The organism is Pseudoneobacillus rhizolycopersici, assembly GCF_054786815.1.
On the sequence record NZ_JBTOOE010000027.1, the window covers coordinates 1 to 18,569 of the forward strand.

The window sequence follows — 18,569 nt, forward strand, 5'->3', positions numbered from 1 at the left end:
AGTTGATAAAAGCTCAAAAAGTTAATCTGGCTTGTTAAACTTCTTAAAAAGAAGTTTTGTTAATGTTTGGTTGTTTAGTTTTCAAAGAGCAATTTTCCACCGCTCAAAAGCGACTTTCTTAATTTAACACTTTTAATCACAACTGTCAACAAGTTTTTAATTTAAAATTTAAATTAATTTTGCTCAGCAGCGACGTTTTTTAATATATCAAAATAATAAACACTATGCAACTATTTTTTTAATATTTTTTTCACATTAACTTTTATATGCCTTTTTTCCCTTTGTTCTCATGTATTTTAGGCAGTCAGTTGGAGTAGCTACCCGCTTAAATAGCGTAAATAATATTTTATATCTTTCTTCCATTGCACGCTTAACAATGTGGTCAATACGATCATCCTTGAGGTCAAATAAGATTTCATCCATTTCCCTTTTTATTAAATATTGAATTTCTTTTATTTCCTTTTCATTAATTAGCATTCCAATCATTCCATACCCTCCAATTTAATTCTTGTTTATGTAGTGTTTTCCAATTTTATTTTTTTTATAAAAAAATTTTGTTCATAACTTCTTTATCTTTGCATAGAAATAGGACAAGAAGTGTTGGACGAGGTGATGAGGTTGAATTTCTTTTTTGTTATGAATGGTAAGGTTTTAAAACAATTAGCTTTGATTATTGTATTAGCTTTTATTACTGCCTTTTTACTCTATTTTGAAAACCTGGGCTATTCTCCTGTTTTTTCGACAAAAGATGGGCCAAAAGCTGTTTATCGCGGAGAAAAGGATATTGCCTTAACCTTTAATATTGGTTGGGGAGATGAAAAAGCAGCTCCGATCTTAGATGTTTTAGAGAAAAGAGGGGTTAAGTCTGCTACATTTTTTCTTGCAGGATCTTGGGCAGAAAGACACCCTGATTTGGTTGCAAGAATGGTTAAATCCGGTTACGAGATTGGCATGCTAGGCTACGATTATGTAGATTATTCATCCATAGAGGATAGCGAAATTCGAAAGGATATTTCAAAAGCACAGGTTGCATTTGGAAAATTAAATATTAAAGACATAAAACTATTACGAGCACCTACGGGTCACTTTGACAAAAGAACATTGTCGATTGCTAATCGTTACGGGTATACGGTTGTTCATTGGAGTGTAGATTCAAATGATTGGGATAATCCAGGAGTCGATATTATTGTAAAAAATGTCGAGAAAGCTGGAAAAGGTGATATTATTCTTTTACACGCATCAGATTCGGCGAAACAGACAGCCAAGGCCTTGCCTAATATTTTAGATAGTATAGATAAAAAAGGACTTAAGTTGGTGTCCGTATCTGGCATGATCGCTAACGGGTCTGCCTATTCAAGTGATATAAAATAAAGCCATCCTATTTGGATGGCTTTATTTTTGGCTGTGGTTTCATTTTTGGTTGTTGTTTTTTATTTGTTTGCTGTTGGGTTGTTTCCAGTTGCGATGCTTTCAATTTTGCTTTTTCTTCTCGTTCAAGATTCGATTTTTCGTTTATTTTATGCAGTGTTAATAATTGATAAGCGTTACATACTAATAAAGCTAGCCCCATTAAATAAACCCAACTTTTTTCATTTGGTCTAAGAACCGGAACCCATTCAATGGTTGTTACAACAACCATAAAGAATAAAGCAGGAATAAAAGCCTCTTTATTTGTTTGTTTTGCTTTAAAATAGGCTACTATTATGCCGACTAATAATACAATGCACGCTAAAGCAAGATAAGGGAACATGCCTTCGCCCTTTTTTGCAAACGAAATATAACGTAAATAAACAAGGTCAAATAATACAAAACCAATTAATACAACCTGGACCGAATTCCATAATTTTGCCGATTTAAAAATTCCTAAACCAAAACGGTGAACGGTTAAATAAGCAAAAAAGCCCATTTGGCTTATAAGACTAAAAATTAGTCCAACACCTATTAACCAGATTAAAACCATTAGAATTTCAATTATCTCAAGATTTACTACATATTGTTCAAATTCTTTCCATCGAATAAAAAAACCTGCGATTCCTGTTGTTAGTCCACCTATTAATAATGTGGAGAAGAACAATTTTACCAAATTACGGCTAGTCACTTACTTTTCCCCCAAATATTTAATTCCATCCTTCTAATTGTATCAATCCAAATTTAAAAAATCTAGGTCGAATAATTTTTCACGAAATTCTCATCCTAACATTAAGGTTAAATATGTGAAAGGAGCTTGTTAAAGATGAAGGGAAAATGGTTGCTCCTCCTAGCTTTAATGGGATTGATTATTACTGGCTGCACTGCCGCCGATGAAAGTGGTGGGGAGTTAGATTATGAAAAAACGAAGAAAATGGTTGTTGATATTTTAAAAACAGATGATGGCAAAAAAGCATTACAAGAAATTATGTCCGACGATAAAATGAAAGAACAGCTTGTTATGGACCAAAAGGTCGTTTCGGACACAATCGTTAGCACTTTAACATCGAAGGATGGAAAGGATTTTTGGAAGAAGAATTTCGAGGATCCAAAATTTGCTGAAAGTGTTGCTAAAAGTATGAAAACGGAAAATTCTGCTCTTCTAAAAGATTTAATGAAGGATCCTGAATATAAAGGGATGATGATTGAGGTTTTAAAAGATCCCGAACTTGAAAAAGAAGTGACGAAACTGTTAAAAAGTAAAGAATATCGTGAGCATTTACAAAAAGTGATTACCGAAACCTTGGAAAGCCCTTTATTTAAAGTGAAAATGCAGGATATCCTAATTAAAGCTGCTGAAGAAATGAAGGGTTCAAAAGAAGGCGGAGGTAGCAGCGGCGGTGGCGACTCCGGCGGTGGCGGACAGTAATTTTGCGAAAAAAGAGGCTGAGTGATTTCAGCCTCTTTTTTGTGATTATTTTTCAAGCAGTTGAACCACTTTCTCAGCAATACCTAGGTATTCTTTACCAAGTTTATGTTCAACTTGGTACACGGATGGAGCAAAATCGGTCTCATTTTTATCTGGCTGGGCTAGAGGTAGTTTGCCAAGAAGTTCTGTTTGCAGTTCTTCAGCTAACTTTTCTCCTCCGCCTTGTCCAAAGACGTATTCCTTTTCACCTGTCAATTTACTTTCAAAATAGGACATATTTTCAATAACACCTAAAATTTCATGGTCCGTGCGTAAGGCCATTGCACCTGCTCGAGCGGCAACAAAGGCTGCTGTTGCGTGTGGTGTTGTAATGATGATCTCTTTACATGAAGGTAGCATTGTGTGGACATCTAATGCAACGTCACCGGTACCTGGTGGGAGATCAAGTAGTAAATAATCAATATCCCCCCACTCCACTTCGTTAAAAAAGCTATTCAGCATTTTCCCAAGCATTGGTCCGCGCCAAATAATCGGTGCATTATCTTCAACGAAGAATCCCATTGAAATGACCTTTACACCAAAGCGATCAACCGGTAGGATTTTTTCATTTTTAACAACAGGTCTTTTCGTAATACCCATCATGTCTGGAACACTGAACCCATAAATATCGGCATCAATTAAACCAACTTTTTTGCCTAGGCGCGCTAAAGAAACCGCTAAGTTTACAGATACAGTTGATTTACCTACCCCTCCTTTACCGCTGGCAATCGCGATAAAGGTAGTCTTACTTCCTGGACTTAGTAATGTTTGATTTTCCTGTTTAGCTGCCTGATGTTTTACAAGTTCCTCATCAGGTAATTGACCAAATCTTAACCCAACGGATTCTGCACCCGCTCCTTTTAAAGCGTTAACAATTTGCGTTTGCAATTGGAGTTGTTCAGCTGTTCCGGTTTTCGCAATCGCAATTTTGACACTCACATGGTTCTTTTCTTCTTTTATTTTAATTTCTTGAATTGCATTTACTTCATTTAAGGATTTATGTAAAAAGGGCTCCTTCAATCCACTTAGCACTTCCAAAACCTTTGCTTCTGTTAACATCCTTAAACCCCCCAATTTAATTATTCAATACCATTTTCCAGTATAACACATAAAATCATTATAACTGTTAACTACATCACTGCACAAATGAGTGAAATACAAACAAACATCACTTTAGCGCTTTAAAGGATGTGGGGACTGTCCCCGCATCCTTTAAAGCGCTAAAGTGTAATTATTTTATTTTGTTGTTATTCTTCGTCTTTTTCTTCGTTTTCTTTGGTGTAGTAGCGGAGTATTCCGTTATAAACGGCTGCGGCTACTTTTTCTTGGTATTTTTCTGATTTGAGGTTTTCCTTCTCGTCAGGGTTAGATAGGAATCCAATTTCGACAAGGACTCCTGGTTTTTGTGCGTTTTTCAGCATATAGGTGCTTGTCATAGGTTTGGCTTTCCGGTCTGTGTTCTCTAAATTTCGTCTTAGCTCTGCTTGAATAAACTTAGCAGCTCTTTTGTTCTCTATATATTGAGGGGAATAGAAAACTTGTGCGCCTCGCCATTGTGGTTCAGGAATAGCGTTTAAGTGGACACTTATAAAAAAATCAACCTGAGGGTCATTAATCATTTCCACTCTTCGACGCAAGTCTTGAGACTTTCTTTTACTATATCCTTTCAAGCCTGGATCGGCTAAATCGGTATCCGTCTCCCTTGTCATCAGCACTAAGGCCCCTTGTTGTTGCAAAAAGTCCCTCATCTTAAGTGAGACAGACAGGGCGATATCCTTTTCGATCGCATCTTTAGGTCCCGCTCCTGGGTCAGGATATCCATGTCCTGGGTCAACTAAAATTATTTTTCCTGACAAAGGAAGATTCCAGGAATTCCAAGAATCATCTTCCATAAAATCATATTGTAAAATGATAAATAGCACAAGAAGCCCTACCGTAAAGATACCCATCTTCAGTTTCTTATTCAACAAAACCATTCCTTCCTGCTCGTCCCTAGTCATTTACACTATATGGGACAGGAAGGTATTTTAGAACTAAAAAAGCTGCATCACCACGGCCTAGGCGATGTAGCTATATGACCATAATTCTTCTAATGGAGCCTTAATTTATATCTTCTTTCACCTTTTTTAAATCCCTCCATCCACCATTCCCCTACATACTGCTCGCACAGATAGTAAAGTGATTCGCTATAGCGCCCCTCATCCAAGGAACCCCAGTATAAAAGGAAATTATACAAAGTATCCGCAAAATGCTTTTCTTCGATCGCACATCTGTTTCGAATTTGATCGATAGACTCACCATAATAGCCGAACTTACTAAATTTTGCACCTAGTAGATATGCCTCAATGGCCACATCATAACAGGCCTCTTCAACACCATTTCTCATTAGAATGTTTTGCGACAGATTGGTCGAGCCAAAGAATCGCTGCACTCGAGCCTTTAACATATTTATCGATAAATCACGTAGAATGGTCCGCTCATATTTTATTTGCTTTTCACGTCGCTTATCTTTAAGAGTCGTAATGACATTCATAATTTCACCTCTTAAAAATAGTCTTTAACGTAAGGCTCCGAGTATCCGCAAAATTCATTTCCAGTTCTTGATGAATAAGGAATATATATAATGGCTTTAACCGAAGGACTTTGGGATATTTTATCTGTACAAAAAAAGACCCCCAACCAAAATGGTTGAGAGCCTTCCGAACGTTGATAATTAACGCTTTGAGAACTGAGGCGCACGACGAGCACCTTTAAGTCCGTATTTCTTACGCTCTTTCATACGAGCGTCACGAGTTAATAATCCAGCGCGCTTTAATGTTGGGCGGAATTCTGGATCAGCTTGAAGTAACGCACGAGCGATACCGTGGCGGATAGCGCCAGCTTGACCAGTGTAACCTCCACCTTTAACATTTACAAGCACATCGTATGCACCTAAAGTTTCAGTTGCATTTAATGGTTGTTTTACTACTTCACGTAATGCTTCAAACGGAATGTAGTTTGTGATTTCACGATCGTTGATGATAATTTGTCCGTTACCTGGTACTAAACGTACACGAGCAACAGAACTTTTACGGCGACCTGTACCGATATATTGAACTTGTGCCAAGTTAATAACCTCCCCTTAAAATTATCCGCGAAGTGTGTAAACTTCAGGTTGTTGTGCTTGTTGCTTGTGCTCAGGACCAGCGTAAACGTGCAATTTCTTGAACATTTGACGTCCTAAAGAATTTTTTGGAAGCATTCCTTTAATTGCAAGCTCAAGCATTTGCTCAGGAAACTTTGTTCTCATTTCAAGAGCTGTACGAGTCTTTAATCCACCTGGGTGCATAGTGTGACGGTAGTAAATTTTGTCAGTTAATTTCTTACCTGTTAATTCGATCTTTGAAGCGTTGATGATGATAACATGATCACCAGTATCAACATGTGGTGTATAAGTTGGTTTATGTTTACCACGTAAAATGGATGCTACTTCACTAGCAAGACGACCTAAAGTTTGACCTTCAGCGTCAACTACTAACCATTTACGTTCGATGTTTTGTGCGTTCGCCATAAATGTTGTGCGCATGGTTTACCCTCCTAAGAAATTGTTTCATTACTAAATTGGTTTCGTATATTTTTAATCACAGATAAGTTCCGGGGCTTATTTGTGGGGATATATAACATACCATATGCTATAATATAACTTTCCCAAACAGATGTCAAGAAAATGTTACACCAGGATGGGTTGTTAATGAAATTTTTTTTTATATTATTATTAAAGACACTTGGAAGACCCTTTTTCCATTTTGTTACCGAAAATGGGTATCAAAACACTAGTAAAAAACCTTCCACAGATATAACCCATGGGCAGGTGCGGTTTTACCCGCGGCAGCGCGGTCCTTTTTATCAATGATGGACGAAATCGAGTTTGCAGTTCTTTTACCCCCACCAATTTCTAAAAGGGTTCCTGTTAAAATCCTTACCATATTATACAAGAATCCGTTGCCAATATATTGAAATATCAACATCCCGTTTTCTTCAAAAAGGTCTATATCATAGATGGTTCTAACCTTGTCCTCTACTTCTGTTCTTGCAGCGCAAAAACTGGTGAAATTATGGGTTCCCCGTAATTCTTGCATCGCCACTTTTATTGCCTCAAGATTTAGCGTATAAGGAACACTTAACGAATAATGACGCAAAAAAGGATCCTTTTCGGCCGTTGGATAGACGAAATAACGATATTCCTTTCCTTTTGTATCAAAGCGCGCATGAAAGCTAGAGGAGACCTTCTCCGCCTCCAGAAGAGCAATATCGCTTGGAAGTAGAGAATTTAGTGCCGTTGGCCATTTTTCAACAGGTATCCTAAGAGGTGTATCAAAGTGAATCACCTGACCCTTCGCATGGACACCTGCATCAGTGCGACCAGAAGCGACAATTTTTACCTCTGTGCCCTTGTGCAAGGTTTGGAGGGCTTTCTCCACTTCCTCCTGTACAGTGCGACCTTTAGGTTGGATTTGATAGCCGGAAAAATTTGTTCCATCGTATGCTAATGTGCATTTTATTCTTTGCATTTGCAATCATCCCTACGTTCTATAGATAACTAGAAGAATCGTCAAAACCGCCACTAATATTAGAATAAACGTATCAGAAAAAGTCCAAGATAATTGGCGGTATTTCGTTCTACCTTCACCACCTCGATAGCCCCGTGCCTCCATCGCGATGGCCAGTTCTTCTGCACGTTTAAACGAACTGACAAACAAAGGAATTAACAATGGAACAATAGCCTTTAAACGAGCCTTTATTGGACCGCTTGAAAATTCAACTCCCCTAGCAATTTGCGCCTTCATAATTTTATCAGTTTCCTGCATTAAAGTTGGGATAAAGCGCAAGGAAATCGACATCATTAACGCCATTTCATGGACAGGAAATTTTATCTTCTTCAAAGGATCGAGCAATGTTTCCAATCCATCGGTAATTTCAATTGGAGTGGTCGTTAAAGTCAATAACGAAGTCATTAATATCAAATAAAAAAACCTTAAACTAATAAAAAGACCCTGCCTTAAGCCTTCTTCGTAAATCTCTAACCAACCAAGCTTAAATAGAAGGTCCCCTTCTTTTGTTAAAAATAAATGTAATAAGAGCGTAAATACAATAAGCAATAGGACAGGCTTTAATCCACCGTATAAGAAACGCACCGGAATTTTTGATAAAACTAACATGAAAACGGTGAATATTCCTAATAATAGATAGGTTAAAGCATTATTAGCTATAAAAACGATGCAAACAAACGCAAAGACAAGTATTAACTTGGAACGAGAATCCATACGATGGACCAATGAATCCATTGGCACATATCTGCCGAATATAAGTTTTTCCATCATAAGCGAACACCTTCCTTCGCTAATGCTGCAATTGCATCCGTAAGCTCCTCAAGCCGAAGATACCTTTTTGAAAAGGTCTTTCCGATTTTTTTCTCAACCTGCATTTGAAAACGAATCACTTCAGGAACATTTAGACCGAGACCTACTAACTCATCTGGAGAGGAAAAAATATCCTCCGGCGTCCCTTTTTTATAGACAGTACCCTTATGCATAATCACAATCTGATCGGCATAGTCAGCAGCATCTTCCATACTATGGGTTACTAAGATAGTAGAGAGATTCTTCTTTTTATGAAGGTCATAGAAGAGATTCATGATCTCCTTTCGACCTCTTGGATCCAGTCCGGCAGTGGGCTCGTCAAGAACAAGGCAATCTGGCTCCATGGCTAATACCCCGGCAATGGCTACACGTCTCATTTGTCCACCTGATAGATCAAATGGTGATTTCAACAGAATTTCTTCTGGTAGGCCCACAAGCTTAATGACTTCTCGCGCTCTTTTTTTTGCTTCCGATTCGGAGACACCAAAATTCATCGGTCCAAAACAAATATCTTTTTCTACCGTTTCATCAAAAAGCTGGTGCTCTGGAAATTGAAAAACAATCCCTACCTTTTTTCGGACGTCCTTTAGATTTTTTTCTTTACGGCCAGCTTCGATTGTCCTGTCACCAATGCTGATACTACCCTTCGATGGTACCAAAATGGCATTTAGATGTTGAAGTACTGTAGACTTCCCTGAACCAGTATGACCTATGATTGCTAAAAACGTACCCGATGGCACCGTAAAGGATACATCAAAAATGGCCAATCGCTCAAAAGGGGTTTTTGCCTGGTAACGATATTCTATTTCTTGAAGTGTAATGTCCATAATTCGTTTACCAGCTCCTCTTCTGACAAATGATGTTTAGCGAGTGTTATCCCTTTATCACGTAGCTGTTTACTTACTTTTACAGAAAAAGGGATGTCCAAGCCTAGCTCTATTAATTCTTGATCCATTTGGAAAATTTCCTCAGGGGTACCTTCACGATAAACCTTCCCCTTGTTCATCACAATAATTCGGTCAGCCTTAGCTGCTTCATCTAAATCATGGGTAATGGAAATAACCGTCATCACATGCTCTTCCTTTAACTTACGAACTGTTTCTAAAACCTCTTCCCGTCCAATCGGGTCCAGCATCGAAGTTGCTTCGTCTAGAATAATGATGGCAGGTTGTAGGGCTAAGACTCCGGCAATGGCAACCCGTTGTTTTTGACCACCTGATAGATGGTGCGGCTCTTGATTCAGAAATTCCTCCATCTTTACCTTCTGTAAAGAATCAATCACTCTAGTAGTCATTACTTCTCTAGCTAGTCCATTATTTTCTAACCCAAAAGCCACATCATCCTGTACGGTTGTACCAACAAACTGATTGTCTGGATTTTGGAAAACCATACCGATTTGTTTTCGAACTTCCCAAACATAATCTTCATTTATTTCTATACCACAAACCTGGATATAGCCCTTTTGGGCAAATTGTAGTCCATTTAGTAATTTTGCCAGTGTAGATTTTCCTGAACCGTTATGACCTACAATAGCAAGCCATTCGCCCTCATACACAGATAAATTAACCCCTTGAAGGGCGTATTCAGACTCTTGTTCATAACGGAATGAAATATCCTTCATTTCAACAATCGATTTACTCATCGCTATTCATCCCCTCAACTCTGCTTCTCTATCTCAACTTATCTCAACATATAAAAAAAAGCCTGCACCTTCTCCCGGTTTGCAAAAATCGATTTATTTTTGCAAATGCGAATAATGGGAGAAGATGCTAGAGCTAGACAAGACATTAGATTGTGATTACCGTACTTAGAAGCAAATATCCAAAACAATAAATGTTTTGCTAATGCTCATCATAACGCTCAGGTTTGGCTTGGGCGTCGAAACCTTGGTTTGAACTTAAAATACACCATCCTGGTTTCCACGAATGTTACTTAAAAAGGGCCAAGAACAAGTTTGTGCTAAACTGTCCTAGAAGCCCTTGTTATTGAAAAGTAACTATTAAACTAATTCGATAATGACCATTGGTGCGCCGTCACCGCGGCGTGGTCCAAGTTTCATCATACGAGTATATCCACCTTGACGCTCAGCATAACGAGGAGCGATATCAGCAAATAACTTTTGTAATGCGTCTTGATTCGTTTCAGCATTTGCAATTTCATTACGAACGAATGCAGCAGCTTGACGACGAGCGTGTAAATCACCACGTTTACCTAAAGTGATCATTTTTTCCACAGTAACGCGGATTTCTTTTGCACGAGTTTCAGTTGTTTCAATGCGCTCGTTGATAATTAAATCAGTAGTTAAATCACGAAGCATTGCTTTACGTTGAGAGCTAGTGCGTCCTAACTTTCTGTATCCCATGAGGATTCCCTCCTTCATTGAAGTTTCGATATTTGTGTAAAGATATTCCGTCTAGTCGTCTTTTCTTAAGCCTAATCCAAGGTCTTCAAGCTTTGCTTTAACCTCTTCAAGTGATTTACGACCTAAGTTACGAACCTTCATCATATCTTCTTCTGTTTTATTTGCTAATTCTTGTACAGTGTTAATACCTGCACGCTTTAAGCAGTTATAAGAACGAACAGAAAGGTCAAGTTCCTCAATTGTCATTTCAAGAACCTTTTCTTTTTGGTCTTCTTCTTTTTCAATCATAATTTCAGCATTTTGAGCTTCATCAGTTAATCCGACAAAGATATTTAAATGCTCTGTTAAGATTTTTGATCCTAATGCAATCGCATCTTTTGGACCGGTGCTACCATCTGTCCATACATCAAGTGTCAACTTATCATAGTTTGTCAATTGACCAACACGAGTATTCTCGACTTGATAAGATACACGTGAAACAGGAGTATAGATGGAATCAATCGGAATCACACCGATTGGTTGGTCTTCACGCTTGTTTTGATCAGCAGGTGTATAACCACGACCACGTCTTGCTGTTAAACGCATGCGAAGATGACCATTTTTTGCTAGAGTCGCAATATGAAGATTTGGATTTAAAATTTCCACATCACTATCATGAGTGATGTCAGAAGCCTTAACGGAACCTTCACCTTGGATATCAATCTCTAAAGTTTTCTCTTCATCTGAATAAACTTTAAGAGCTAGCTTTTTAATGTTTAAAATAATAGATGTTACATCCTCTACGACGCCTTCGATTGTTGAAAACTCATGAAGTACCCCGTCGATTTGAATCGACGTGACAGCGGCACCTGGGAGTGAAGATAATAGGATACGACGTAAGGAGTTACCCAAAGTTGTTCCATATCCACGCTCAAGTGGCTCTACGACGAACTTCCCGTACTTGGCATCATCGCTGATCTCAACCGTTTCAATTTTTGGTTTTTCTATTTCGATCATCAAATAACCCTCCTTCAAAACGTCGAAACTTCAGTAAAAATGAATTTACTAAAATCCCTTTGTTTACGTTCCCGTACATGCACAACAACTCGATATATTTTACCTGTATTTCTTAGAATAATTGCATCATATCCCATTATAGACAGATGATACAAATTCTATACAGAAAAAATTAAACGCGACGACGTTTTGGTGGGCGACATCCATTATGAGGAACTGGAGTAACGTCTTTAATAGCAGTAACTTCTAGACCAGCAGCTTGTAATGCACGGATTGCAGCTTCACGTCCTGCACCCGGTCCTTTAACTGTTACTTCTAAAGTTTTCATACCATGCTCCATTGAAGCCTTTGCAGCTGTTTCAGCAGCCATTTGAGCAGCATATGGAGTAGATTTACGAGAACCTTTAAATCCAAGAGCACCTGCACTTGACCATGCTAATGCATTTCCGTGTGCATCAGTAATTGTTACGATTGTATTATTGAAAGTAGAACGGATGTGTGCAATACCAGTGTCGATATTCTTTTTCACACGACGTTTACGAGTATTTGTTTTACGAGCCATTGAAAGTTACCTCCTTTACCGATTATTTTTTCTTGTTCGCTACAGTCTTACGAGGACCTTTACGAGTACGAGCGTTGTTCTTTGTATTTTGACCACGAACAGGTAAGCCACGACGATGACGTAAACCGCGGTAGCAGCCAATCTCCATTAAACGCTTAATGTTAAGGGAAACTTCACGACGAAGGTCACCTTCAACTTTTAATTTATCAATAATATCACGAATTTTATTTAACTCATCTTCAGTTAAATCGCGTACACGAGTGTCTTCAGAAACACCAGCATCAGCTAATACTTTTTGTGCAGTCTTTTTACCAATACCATAAATGTATGTTAAAGAAATAACTACACGCTTTTCACGTGGGACATCCACACCAGCAATACGTGCCATAAATTACGCGCACCTCCTTAAATATTAACCTTGTTTTTGTTTATGTTTAGGGTTTTCACAAATAACCATTACTTTACCACGTCTACGAATAACCTTACATTTTTCGCAGATTGGCTTCACAGATGGTCTAACTTTCATTATCCTAACCTCCTTAATAGTACGGAGTGCAGTTTATTTAAAACGGTAAGTAATTCTACCGCGTGTTAAATCGTATGGAGAAAGTTCCACTGTCACTTTATCACCAGGTAGAATTCGGATGAAATGCATACGAATTTTACCCGAAACGTGAGCAAGAACTGTGTGTCCATTTTCCAATTCAACTTTAAACATGGCATTAGGCAATGTTTCCGTTACAGTGCCTTCTACCTCAATGACATCATCTTTTGCCATTCAAATCGTCTCCCTTCATATCCGTATAGACGTTGTGGTATAAGATTTTTGGGTTTTAAACTGTTGTGAATATCTCATAACCTGATTCAGTGATCGCGATTGTATGCTCGAAATGAGCACATAATTTACCGTCAACTGTTACCACTGTCCAGTCATCAGCCAAAGTTTTTACATAACGACTGCCAGCATTCACCATCGGTTCGATTGCAAGTACCATTCCAGGTTTAAGTCGTGGGCCTATATTAGGCGGACCATAATGTGGAATTTTCGGGTCCTCATGTAAGTCTTGCCCGATACCGTGACCAACATACTCGCGTACAATAGAAAAGCCATTCTCTTCCACATACGTTTGGATCTTATTGGAGATGTTCGAAAGGCGTGCACCTGGTTTTGCCTCTTCTAAACCAAATAATAACGATTCCTCTGTAACATCTAATAAACGCTGTGTCTCCGCATCAATCGTGCCAACTGCGTATGTCCAGGCCGAATCACCGTGATAACCATTAAATTTAGCGCCAATATCAATACTGATAATATCACCATTTTTCAATTTAAGGTCACTGGGGATTCCATGAACAAGCTCATTATTGACCGAAGTACAAATGCTGCCACGGAAACCATTATAACCTTTGAACGAAGGAATTGCACCTTTTTTGCGTATAAACTCTTCGGCAATCCGATCTAATTCCTTTGTTGTCACACCCGGAACAATATGTTTCCTTAGTTCTTGATGGGTTAGAGCAACAATTCGTCCAGCTTCACGCATAATCTCGAGTTCACGAGGGGTTTTACAAATAATCATTAAGACAAACTCCCAAGTAATTCGTTAATGTCAGCAAATACTACATCAATATCTTGCTGTCCATTAATATTGCGTAAATAACCTTTACTCTCGTAGAAGTTTAATAATGGAGCCGTTTGTTGCATATTAACTTCAAGACGGTTTTGTACAGTTGCTTCATTATCATCTGCTCTTTGATATAATTCTCCACCACAACGGTCACATGTACCTTCTTTAGCTGGAGGATTAAAAACTAAATGATAAGTTGCCCCACATGACTTACAAATTCGTCTTCCGGTTAATCGAGCCATTAACAGTTCATGATCAACATCAATGTTAATGACATAATCTATTTTTTTATTTAATCCGGTTAACATCTCTTCCAATGCCTCAGCTTGAGGTACTGTACGAGGAAAACCATCAAGTAAAAATCCTTTTTCACAATCAGGCTTTGTCAGACGTTCGCGAACAATCCCAATCGTAACATCATCCGGAACAAGAGCACCTTGATCCATAAAGGACTTTGCTTTTAAACCAAGTTCCGTTTCTTCCTTCATAGCCGCACGAAACATATCTCCGGTTGAAATATGAGGAATACCGTACTTGGCGACAATTCTTTCTGCCTGTGTTCCTTTTCCAGCACCAGGAAGACCCATTAATACTAAGTTCATGTATATACCCCCTAGTTAAAGCGTATCGGCCAAGGGAACAAAATGTTCCCTTTTAATCCGTTACTGCTTAATGAAACCTTTATAATGACGTTTAACAAGCTGACTCTCAAGTTGCTTCATCGTATCCAAGGCTACCCCAATAACAATTAGCAAGCTTGTGCCACCAATTTGTGCAGATTGCGGTAAATTTGCAATATTAATGAAGACAACTGGAAGGACAGCAATAACTGCTAAGAATAAAGATCCAACTAGAGTTAATCGGTATAAAATACGGGTTAAGTATTCCTGAGTGCTCTTTCCTGGGCGAATCCCCGGAACGTATCCACCTTGTTTCTTAAGATTTTCAGCCATTTGTTCCGGATTAACCTGAATAAAGGCATAAAAATAAGTAAAGGCGATAATAAGCGCTGCATATAAAACCATACCAATTGGATGGCTATAGTCAAAAACTCGTTGAATCCATAAAGTAACATCATTTGTTGGGAAAAATGATGCAATTGTTCTTGGTGTAATGATAAATGAAACAGCAAAGATAACTGGAATAACTCCGGCAGCATTTACTTTTAACGGTAAATGTGTTGATTGACCCCCAACTTGATTACGTCCAGCATTCATGCGCTTCGCATATTGAATTGGAATTTTACGTAATGCTTGTTGAATAAAAATTGTCCCTACAACAATTGCAATAATCGCTAAGACAATTAAGGCAACCGTAATAATGTTTATAAACAAGCTTTCTCCAGCATTCTCAAACTTTTGAGCATAGATTTGGTTAACGACCGTAGGAATACTAGCAACAATCCCAGCAAAGATGATAATGGAAATTCCATTACCAACACCCTTTTCGGTGATTTGCTCACCTAGCCACATTAAAAATGCAGTACCACCTGTTAAAACAATTGATATCAATGCATACGTTGTAAATCCAGGATTTTCAATTAATTGGCCACTAGCCATATTATTAAAGCCATATGACATACCAAATGCTTGAATAAATCCAAGCACAATTGTGAAGTAACGGGTAAACTGAGCAAGTTTACGGCGTCCTACATCTCCTTGTTTTGACCACTCCGTAAATTTAGGAACAACATCCATTTGTAAAAGTTGAACAATGATGGAAGCTGTAATATACGGCATGATTCCCATTGCTAGGATGGAGAAGTTTTTTAACGCACCACCGCCAAATGTATTTAAAACACCAAAGACACTAAGCTGATCTTGAGCAGCTAAAATGTCAGCATTAACATTTGGTACCGGTATAAACGTACCGATACGATAAACCACTAACATTAAAAGGGTGAATATAATCTTTCGTCTTATATCACCCACGCGCATAAAATTGGAGATTGTCGAAAACATTACAACACCTCAGTTTGACCGCCAGCAGCTTCAATCGCTTCTTTAGCAGCTGAGGAGAATTTGTGAGCTTTCACTGTCAACTTTTTCTCTACATTACCTTTAGCAAGAATCTTAATTCCTGCTTTTTCACTTTTCACTACACCGCTCTCGATCAAAAGTTCAGGTGTAACTTCTGTACCATCTTCAAAGCGATTTAAAGTGTCAAGGTTTACTACAGCAAACTCTTTGCGATTAATATTCGTAAAACCACGCTTCGGTAAACGTTGGAATAATGGTGTTTGACCACCCTCAAATCCAAGACGAACTCCTCCGCCTGAACGAGCGTTTTGTCCTTTATGACCTTTACCAGCAGTTTTCCCTTGACCGGAACCGATACCGCGTCCTAAACGCTTGCGTTCCTTACGGGAACCTTCAGCAGGCTGTAATTCATGAAGTTTCATATGGGCACCTCCTTATTGTTAAGAAGAATCGATTAAAGTTCTTTAACCGTCACAAGATGAGCAACTTTATTAATCATTCCACGGATAGCCGCGTTGTCTGGCTGCTCAACAGATTGATGCATTTTACGTAAGCCTAAAGCTTTGACCGTTTCTTGTTGATCCTTATTGCGACCAATTAAACTACGAGTAAGGGTAATCTGTAATTTGTTTGCCATAACATTTCCCCCCTTATCCTAATAGTTCTTCTACTGATTTACCACGTAATTTAGCTACGTCCTCAGCACGTTTTAATTGTGTTAATCCGTCAATCGTTGCACGAATTACATTGATAGGAGTGTTTGTTCCTAGTGATTTAGATAGGATATCTTGAACACCAGCTAACTCAAGGACAGCACGAACTGGTCCTCCAGCAATAACTCCTGTACCTTCTGCAGCAGGTTTTAACAGAATTTCACCCGCACCAAATCGTCCTAGTACTTGGTGTGGAAGTGTAGTTCCAACCATTGGTACTTCAATTAGGTTTTTCTTTGCATCTTCGATTGCCTTGCGGATCGCATCTGGTACTTCTTGAGCTTTACCAGTACCGAAACCAACGTGACCGTTTTTATCTCCAACTACAACTAGTGCAGAGAAACGGAAACGACGTCCACCTTTAACAACCTTAGCTACACGATTAACCGTAACTACGCGTTCTTCAAGTTCAAGTTTGTTTGGATCAATACGACGCATCTTTTTGTGTCCCTCCTTTGACTATTAAAATTCTAAGCCGTTTTCGCGAGCAGCATCTGCTAATGCTTTAACGCGTCCATGATAAAGGTATCCTCCGCGGTCAAAGACAACAGATGAAACGCCTTTCTCTACCGCACGTTTAGCAACTAATTCTCCGACCTTCTGAGCTGCTGCAACATCTTTAGTAGACTCAAGAGATAATTCTTTATCTAAAGTAGAAGCACTTGCAATTGTAACTCCGTTAACATCGTCAATTAATTGAGCATAAATGTGTTGGTTAGAGCGGAACACATTTAGACGAGGACGAGCTTCAGTACCGCTAAGTTTCGCACGAACACGAGCATGTCTTTTCTTGCGAGTAGCGTTTTTATCAAGCTTCGTAATCATTTACGTCACTCCTTTCGTTTACCTATGCGGCATTACTTACCTGTTTTACCTTCTTTACGACGTACAAATTCGCCTTCGTAACGAATCCCTTTGCCTTTGTACGGCTCAGGCGGACGAACTCCACGAATATTAGCAGCTAATGCGCCGACACGCTCTTTATCGATCCCTTTAACAGTGATCTTTGTGTTTGTCGGAACTTCAACTTCTACACCATTTTCAGGTTCAAATTCAACTGGATGAGAATATCCTACGCTTAATACTAATTTGCTACCTTGCTTTTGAGCACGGTAACCAACCCCGATTAATTCAAGGTTTCTTTCAAATCCTTTTGAAACACCTTCAACCATGTTTGAAAGTAACGCACGAGTTGTACCGTGGATTGTACGGTGTTCTTTTGAATCAGATGGACGAGAGACTGTAATAACATTCTCTTCTACTGTAATCGTCATATCAGGGTTAAAAGTACGTGTTAATTCACCTTTAGGTCCCTTCACTGTTACAGTGCCGTTATTATTTGTCAATGTAACTCCTTGTGGAAGTTCAATTGGCTTTTTACCTACGCGTGACATTTAGTGCACCTCCAATCAATTCAGAAAATCTATTACCAAACGTACGCTAATACTTCTCCACCAGCTTGTTTTGCACGAGCTTCTTTGTCAGTTAAAACACCTTGTGAAGTAGAAAGTAGCGCGATACCAAGTCCGTTAAGTACACGTGGTACTTCATTAGATTTCGCATAAACACGTAACCCTGGCTTACTAATACGTTTTAAACCAGTAATAACACGCTCATTGTTTGCACCGTATTTTAAGAAGATACGGATAATACCTTGCTTATTGTCTTCGATATATTCAACATCACGAACGAAACCTTCACGCTTTAAGATTTCAGCGATTTGTTTCTTGATGTTAGAAGCAGGTACCTCTAACTTCTCGTGACGTACCATGTTCGCATTACGAATGCGAGTAAGCATATCTGCAATTGGATCTGTCATGACCATTTGTGTTTACCTCCTTCCCTCAGATAGGGTTTTACCAGCTAGCTTTTTTCACACCAGGAATTTGTCCTTTGTATGCTAATTCACGGAAACAAATACGGCAAAGCTTAAATTTACGATAAACAGAGTGTGGACGTCCGCAACGTTCGCAACGTGTGTACTCTTGTACCTTAAATTTTTGAGTGCGCTTTTGTTTCACAATCATTGACTTTTTAGCCACGATTTCGCCTCCC

The 18,569-nt window shown here is 38.7% G+C and carries 29 protein-coding genes; 2 read left to right on the top strand and 27 right to left on the bottom strand.

The annotated features are described in order from the left end of the window. Positions 1–255 precede the first annotated feature (255 nt). Positions 256–486, bottom strand: a complete 231-nt coding sequence (locus ACX9YW_RS19780) for a hypothetical protein (protein ID WP_460349747.1) — start codon at positions 484–486, stop codon at positions 256–258. 132 nt (positions 487–618) lie between these two features. Between ACX9YW_RS19780 and pdaB the strand changes: the two genes are divergently transcribed. Continuing rightward, positions 619–1,371 carry a polysaccharide deacetylase family sporulation protein PdaB gene (pdaB, locus tag ACX9YW_RS19785; protein ID WP_460349749.1) on the top strand — a complete coding sequence of 251 codons (753 nt, stop codon included), beginning with the start codon at positions 619–621 and terminating at the stop codon, positions 1,369–1,371. Positions 1,372–1,378: 7 nt separating this feature from the next. Here pdaB and ACX9YW_RS19790 read toward each other — a convergent pair whose 3' ends face one another. Next, positions 1,379–2,098 (bottom strand): KinB-signaling pathway activation protein, encoded by a 720-nt coding sequence (locus ACX9YW_RS19790; RefSeq protein WP_460349751.1) that lies wholly within the window; start codon positions 2,096–2,098, stop codon positions 1,379–1,381. Positions 2,099–2,233: 135 nt separating this feature from the next. Between ACX9YW_RS19790 and gerD the strand changes: the two genes are divergently transcribed. Next, the gene (gene gerD / locus ACX9YW_RS19795) at positions 2,234–2,836 is read left to right on the top strand and encodes a spore germination lipoprotein GerD (RefSeq protein WP_460349753.1); all 603 of its coding nucleotides are present in this window, start codon (positions 2,234–2,236) and stop codon (positions 2,834–2,836) included. Positions 2,837–2,881: 45 nt separating this feature from the next. Here gerD and ACX9YW_RS19800 read toward each other — a convergent pair whose 3' ends face one another. The 25 genes from ACX9YW_RS19800 to ACX9YW_RS19920 all read right to left on the bottom strand — a co-directional run bounded on the left by ACX9YW_RS19800 (position 2,882) and on the right by ACX9YW_RS19920 (position 18,556). After that, a complete protein-coding gene (locus ACX9YW_RS19800; protein WP_460349755.1) occupies positions 2,882–3,934 on the bottom strand; it encodes an iron-sulfur carrier protein/transcriptional regulator SalA in 1,053 nt (350 codons plus the stop codon). Between the two features lie 188 nt (positions 3,935–4,122). Continuing rightward, complete coding sequence (cwlD, locus tag ACX9YW_RS19805) at positions 4,123–4,842, bottom strand: N-acetylmuramoyl-L-alanine amidase CwlD (RefSeq protein ID WP_460349884.1); 720 nt, start codon at positions 4,840–4,842, stop codon at positions 4,123–4,125. Between the two features lie 122 nt (positions 4,843–4,964). Next, complete coding sequence (locus ACX9YW_RS19810) at positions 4,965–5,408, bottom strand: YbaK family protein (RefSeq protein WP_460349757.1); 444 nt, start codon at positions 5,406–5,408, stop codon at positions 4,965–4,967. Between the two features lie 180 nt (positions 5,409–5,588). Then, positions 5,589–5,981: a 30S ribosomal protein S9 gene (rpsI, locus tag ACX9YW_RS19815; RefSeq protein ID WP_460349759.1), complete on the bottom strand. Its 393-nt coding sequence runs from the start codon at positions 5,979–5,981 to the stop codon at positions 5,589–5,591. 21 nt (positions 5,982–6,002) lie between these two features. Further along, complete coding sequence (gene rplM / locus ACX9YW_RS19820; protein WP_460349761.1) at positions 6,003–6,440, bottom strand: 50S ribosomal protein L13; 438 nt, start codon at positions 6,438–6,440, stop codon at positions 6,003–6,005. A gap of 247 nt (positions 6,441–6,687) precedes the next feature. Continuing rightward, complete coding sequence (gene truA / locus ACX9YW_RS19825) at positions 6,688–7,425, bottom strand: tRNA pseudouridine(38-40) synthase TruA (RefSeq protein WP_460349763.1); 738 nt, start codon at positions 7,423–7,425, stop codon at positions 6,688–6,690. Positions 7,426–7,437: 12 nt separating this feature from the next. Further along, positions 7,438–8,235: an energy-coupling factor transporter transmembrane component T family protein gene (locus ACX9YW_RS19830; protein WP_460349765.1), complete on the bottom strand. Its 798-nt coding sequence runs from the start codon at positions 8,233–8,235 to the stop codon at positions 7,438–7,440. Beyond that, on the bottom strand, positions 8,232–9,101 hold the full coding sequence (locus tag ACX9YW_RS19835) for an energy-coupling factor ABC transporter ATP-binding protein (protein WP_460349767.1): 870 nt from the start codon (positions 9,099–9,101) through the stop codon (positions 8,232–8,234). The genes ACX9YW_RS19830 and ACX9YW_RS19835 overlap by 4 nt, the downstream gene beginning before the upstream one ends. Continuing rightward, a complete protein-coding gene (locus tag ACX9YW_RS19840; protein WP_460349769.1) occupies positions 9,077–9,916 on the bottom strand; it encodes an energy-coupling factor ABC transporter ATP-binding protein in 840 nt (279 codons plus the stop codon). Before ACX9YW_RS19840 ends, ACX9YW_RS19835 begins: the two co-directional genes overlap by 25 nt. Positions 9,917–10,273: 357 nt before the next feature. After that, positions 10,274–10,636 (bottom strand): 50S ribosomal protein L17, encoded by a 363-nt coding sequence (gene rplQ, locus ACX9YW_RS19845; protein WP_460349771.1) that lies wholly within the window; start codon positions 10,634–10,636, stop codon positions 10,274–10,276. 51 nt (positions 10,637–10,687) lie between these two features. Next, positions 10,688–11,632, bottom strand: a complete 945-nt coding sequence (locus ACX9YW_RS19850) for a DNA-directed RNA polymerase subunit alpha (RefSeq protein WP_460349773.1) — start codon at positions 11,630–11,632, stop codon at positions 10,688–10,690. 172 nt (positions 11,633–11,804) lie between these two features. Beyond that, positions 11,805–12,194 carry a 30S ribosomal protein S11 gene (gene rpsK / locus ACX9YW_RS19855; protein WP_460349775.1) on the bottom strand — a complete coding sequence of 130 codons (390 nt, stop codon included), beginning with the start codon at positions 12,192–12,194 and terminating at the stop codon, positions 11,805–11,807. A 22-nt stretch (positions 12,195–12,216) separates the two neighbouring features. After that, positions 12,217–12,582, bottom strand: a complete 366-nt coding sequence (gene rpsM, locus ACX9YW_RS19860) for a 30S ribosomal protein S13 (protein ID WP_460349777.1) — start codon at positions 12,580–12,582, stop codon at positions 12,217–12,219. 24 nt (positions 12,583–12,606) lie between these two features. Further along, entirely contained in the window at positions 12,607–12,720 is a 114-nt protein-coding gene (gene rpmJ / locus ACX9YW_RS19865) for a 50S ribosomal protein L36 (protein ID WP_000868344.1), read from the bottom strand. Between the two features lie 33 nt (positions 12,721–12,753). Beyond that, positions 12,754–12,972: a translation initiation factor IF-1 gene (gene infA, locus ACX9YW_RS19870; protein ID WP_040372572.1), complete on the bottom strand. Its 219-nt coding sequence runs from the start codon at positions 12,970–12,972 to the stop codon at positions 12,754–12,756. A gap of 55 nt (positions 12,973–13,027) precedes the next feature. Further along, complete coding sequence (gene map, locus ACX9YW_RS19875) at positions 13,028–13,774, bottom strand: type I methionyl aminopeptidase (RefSeq protein WP_460349781.1); 747 nt, start codon at positions 13,772–13,774, stop codon at positions 13,028–13,030. Continuing rightward, positions 13,774–14,424, bottom strand: a complete 651-nt coding sequence (locus ACX9YW_RS19880; protein WP_460349783.1) for an adenylate kinase — start codon at positions 14,422–14,424, stop codon at positions 13,774–13,776. Before ACX9YW_RS19880 ends, map begins: the two co-directional genes overlap by 1 nt. 60 nt (positions 14,425–14,484) lie before the next feature. Then, a complete protein-coding gene (secY, locus tag ACX9YW_RS19885; RefSeq protein ID WP_460349785.1) occupies positions 14,485–15,783 on the bottom strand; it encodes a preprotein translocase subunit SecY in 1,299 nt (432 codons plus the stop codon). Continuing rightward, on the bottom strand, positions 15,783–16,223 hold the full coding sequence (gene rplO / locus ACX9YW_RS19890) for a 50S ribosomal protein L15 (RefSeq protein ID WP_460349787.1): 441 nt from the start codon (positions 16,221–16,223) through the stop codon (positions 15,783–15,785). Before rplO ends, secY begins: the two co-directional genes overlap by 1 nt. 32 nt (positions 16,224–16,255) lie before the next feature. After that, positions 16,256–16,438 (bottom strand): 50S ribosomal protein L30, encoded by a 183-nt coding sequence (gene rpmD, locus ACX9YW_RS19895; RefSeq protein WP_460349789.1) that lies wholly within the window; start codon positions 16,436–16,438, stop codon positions 16,256–16,258. 13 nt (positions 16,439–16,451) lie between these two features. Continuing rightward, entirely contained in the window at positions 16,452–16,952 is a 501-nt protein-coding gene (gene rpsE, locus ACX9YW_RS19900) for a 30S ribosomal protein S5 (protein ID WP_460349791.1), read from the bottom strand. A 24-nt stretch (positions 16,953–16,976) separates the two neighbouring features. Next, positions 16,977–17,339 carry a 50S ribosomal protein L18 gene (gene rplR / locus ACX9YW_RS19905; RefSeq protein ID WP_460349793.1) on the bottom strand — a complete coding sequence of 121 codons (363 nt, stop codon included), beginning with the start codon at positions 17,337–17,339 and terminating at the stop codon, positions 16,977–16,979. A gap of 32 nt (positions 17,340–17,371) precedes the next feature. Further along, a complete protein-coding gene (gene rplF / locus ACX9YW_RS19910; protein ID WP_460349795.1) occupies positions 17,372–17,908 on the bottom strand; it encodes a 50S ribosomal protein L6 in 537 nt (178 codons plus the stop codon). A gap of 32 nt (positions 17,909–17,940) precedes the next feature. Beyond that, the gene (gene rpsH, locus ACX9YW_RS19915) at positions 17,941–18,339 is read right to left on the bottom strand and encodes a 30S ribosomal protein S8 (protein ID WP_460349797.1); all 399 of its coding nucleotides are present in this window, start codon (positions 18,337–18,339) and stop codon (positions 17,941–17,943) included. Between the two features lie 31 nt (positions 18,340–18,370). Further along, positions 18,371–18,556, bottom strand: a complete 186-nt coding sequence (locus ACX9YW_RS19920) for a type Z 30S ribosomal protein S14 (RefSeq protein WP_230498276.1) — start codon at positions 18,554–18,556, stop codon at positions 18,371–18,373. Between the last annotated feature and the right edge of the window lie 13 nt (positions 18,557–18,569).

Bases quoted from the DNA above. Each gene is read 5' to 3' on its own strand.
- secY (WP_460349785.1), bottom strand. From the start codon at position 15,783: ATGTTTTCGACAATCTCCAATTTTATGCGCGTGGGTGATATAAGACGA.
- gerD (WP_460349753.1), top strand. From the start codon at position 2,234: ATGAAGGGAAAATGGTTGCTCCTCCTAGCTTTAATGGGATTGATTATT.
- rplQ (WP_460349771.1), bottom strand. From the start codon at position 10,636: ATGGGATACAGAAAGTTAGGACGCACTAGCTCTCAACGTAAAGCAATG.
- rpsH (WP_460349797.1), bottom strand. From the start codon at position 18,339: ATGGTCATGACAGATCCAATTGCAGATATGCTTACTCGCATTCGTAAT.
- rplF (WP_460349795.1), bottom strand. From the start codon at position 17,908: ATGTCACGCGTAGGTAAAAAGCCAATTGAACTTCCACAAGGAGTTACA.
- ACX9YW_RS19810 (WP_460349757.1), bottom strand. From the start codon at position 5,408: ATGAATGTCATTACGACTCTTAAAGATAAGCGACGTGAAAAGCAAATA.
- rplR (WP_460349793.1), bottom strand. From the start codon at position 17,339: ATGATTACGAAGCTTGATAAAAACGCTACTCGCAAGAAAAGACATGCT.
- ACX9YW_RS19780 (WP_460349747.1), bottom strand. From the start codon at position 486: ATGATTGGAATGCTAATTAATGAAAAGGAAATAAAAGAAATTCAATAT.
- rpsM (WP_460349777.1), bottom strand. From the start codon at position 12,582: ATGGCACGTATTGCTGGTGTGGATGTCCCACGTGAAAAGCGTGTAGTT.
- truA (WP_460349763.1), bottom strand. From the start codon at position 7,425: ATGCAAAGAATAAAATGCACATTAGCATACGATGGAACAAATTTTTCC.
- rpsE (WP_460349791.1), bottom strand. From the start codon at position 16,952: ATGCGTCGTATTGATCCAAACAAACTTGAACTTGAAGAACGCGTAGTT.
- infA (WP_040372572.1), bottom strand. From the start codon at position 12,972: ATGGCAAAAGATGATGTCATTGAGGTAGAAGGCACTGTAACGGAAACA.
- rplM (WP_460349761.1), bottom strand. From the start codon at position 6,440: ATGCGCACAACATTTATGGCGAACGCACAAAACATCGAACGTAAATGG.
- map (WP_460349781.1), bottom strand. From the start codon at position 13,774: ATGATTATTTGTAAAACCCCTCGTGAACTCGAGATTATGCGTGAAGCT.
- ACX9YW_RS19800 (WP_460349755.1), bottom strand. From the start codon at position 3,934: ATGTTAACAGAAGCAAAGGTTTTGGAAGTGCTAAGTGGATTGAAGGAG.
- ACX9YW_RS19830 (WP_460349765.1), bottom strand. From the start codon at position 8,235: ATGATGGAAAAACTTATATTCGGCAGATATGTGCCAATGGATTCATTG.
- ACX9YW_RS19850 (WP_460349773.1), bottom strand. From the start codon at position 11,632: ATGATCGAAATAGAAAAACCAAAAATTGAAACGGTTGAGATCAGCGAT.
- ACX9YW_RS19880 (WP_460349783.1), bottom strand. From the start codon at position 14,424: ATGAACTTAGTATTAATGGGTCTTCCTGGTGCTGGAAAAGGAACACAG.
- ACX9YW_RS19840 (WP_460349769.1), bottom strand. From the start codon at position 9,916: ATGAGTAAATCGATTGTTGAAATGAAGGATATTTCATTCCGTTATGAA.
- rpmD (WP_460349789.1), bottom strand. From the start codon at position 16,438: ATGGCAAACAAATTACAGATTACCCTTACTCGTAGTTTAATTGGTCGC.
- rplO (WP_460349787.1), bottom strand. From the start codon at position 16,223: ATGAAACTTCATGAATTACAGCCTGCTGAAGGTTCCCGTAAGGAACGC.
- rpsK (WP_460349775.1), bottom strand. From the start codon at position 12,194: ATGGCTCGTAAAACAAATACTCGTAAACGTCGTGTGAAAAAGAATATC.
- ACX9YW_RS19835 (WP_460349767.1), bottom strand. From the start codon at position 9,101: ATGGACATTACACTTCAAGAAATAGAATATCGTTACCAGGCAAAAACC.
- rpmJ (WP_000868344.1), bottom strand. From the start codon at position 12,720: ATGAAAGTTAGACCATCTGTGAAGCCAATCTGCGAAAAATGTAAGGTT.